Below are 1151 nucleotides of genomic sequence, written 5' to 3' on the forward strand. Positions count from 1 at the left end.
AAAAGCCGGTGACACGGGAAAAGGGAATGTCGGGGGCGTTTTGCGCCTTATATACCCGGATCCCCTGTTCGTTCGCCAGATATCTCCCAGGAGCGCCGCGGCCCGGGACCGTTCTCCTGTGCCTGTGCCTGGGGCGGCGGGGTGCCCGGCGGGGTTCTGAAGGCCCGGAGGAGGCGTCCGCGCCCCGCCGGTCCGAGGGCCTGTGAGCCTTGAGGAGGAGGTTCCCGCGTTCGACTTCGGGATCGGGGGCTACCGCCCCCGGTGGGTCGTCGGCGCCGCCGCGATCGGCGCCTACGGCGACCGGCTGCGGGCGCTCGCCGGTCGGCGGCTGACCCGGACCTGGCTGGTCTGGGACGTCGAAGGCGACGAGTGGTTCGCCGACTGCCCCGTGCTCCTCGATTTCGAGGGCGAGCAGGTGGAGGTCGACCACGCCCGGTTGGACGACCTCTCCATCACCTGGAACACCGTCGACCCCGCGGCCCCGGTCCGGTGGCCGGGGTTCACGCTGTGTCGGCGCCCCGACGCCCACCCCGCTCCGAACGGGCTGCGCGGCCGGGAGCTGCGGGGGGTCGACCTCCTCGAACGCAAGGGGTGCGTCGACGTCCGCTTCCGGTTCGACGGGGGAGACCTGACCGTCCTGAACGCCCTCGACGAGAACGAGTTGCGTTTCGACCCGGCTCCCGCGGACCGCCGTCGGGACAGCGGCTGAGACTCCGCGCGACAGTCCGCCGGAGCGCCCGATGCGAACGCGCAGCGTTTCAATTCATGATCGAAGGGTTATTCCCCCTGGTGGGCGTTGTGCCCGAATGATCATCGGATCAGAGCAACGGGGGGATTCCATGCGTACCGCTCTCAAGATCGCCGTCACGGGTCTGTTCGCCGCCGGCCTGCTCGGCGCGGGCGCGGGGGTGGCCAACGCCGCCCCGGCCACGGCCGCCGGCGGGCAGAAGTCCTACGAGGAGTGCATCGACGAGCAGAACGCTCTCGGCCTCATCAACCTGGACCTCAACCTGCTCAGCCAGTGCATCGCGTCCGACGGCTGACCCGCGGTGTCCGCCTCGACCAGCTCCACGCCGATCAGGCGGCGCAGGCTCGTGAACCCCATCATCAGGCTGTCCACCTGGTCGATGAGCAGGTCCACCGGCCGCACC

The 1151-nt window shown here is 70.3% G+C and carries 2 protein-coding genes; both read left to right on the forward strand.

Features of this window, described 5'->3' with window-relative positions:
* Positions 1-202 precede the first annotated feature (202 nt).
* Positions 203-709, forward strand: a complete 507-nt coding sequence (locus ABZ249_RS31870) for a hypothetical protein (protein ID WP_355270104.1) — start codon at positions 203-205, stop codon at positions 707-709.
* Between the two features lie 130 nt (positions 710-839).
* Positions 840-1043, forward strand: a complete 204-nt coding sequence (locus tag ABZ249_RS31875; protein ID WP_355270105.1) for a hypothetical protein — start codon at positions 840-842, stop codon at positions 1041-1043.
* The last annotated feature ends 108 nt before the right edge of the window (positions 1044-1151 follow it).

The organism is Nocardiopsis sp. NPDC006139 (genome assembly GCF_040614155.1).
Taxonomy (GTDB): Bacteria; Actinomycetota; Actinomycetes; order Streptosporangiales; family Streptosporangiaceae; genus Nocardiopsis; species Nocardiopsis changdeensis.

Excerpts from the sequence above, each read along its gene's own strand:
- ABZ249_RS31875 (WP_355270105.1), top strand. The coding sequence starts at position 840 with ATGCGTACCGCTCTCAAGATCGCCGTCACGGGTCTGTTCGCCGCCGGC.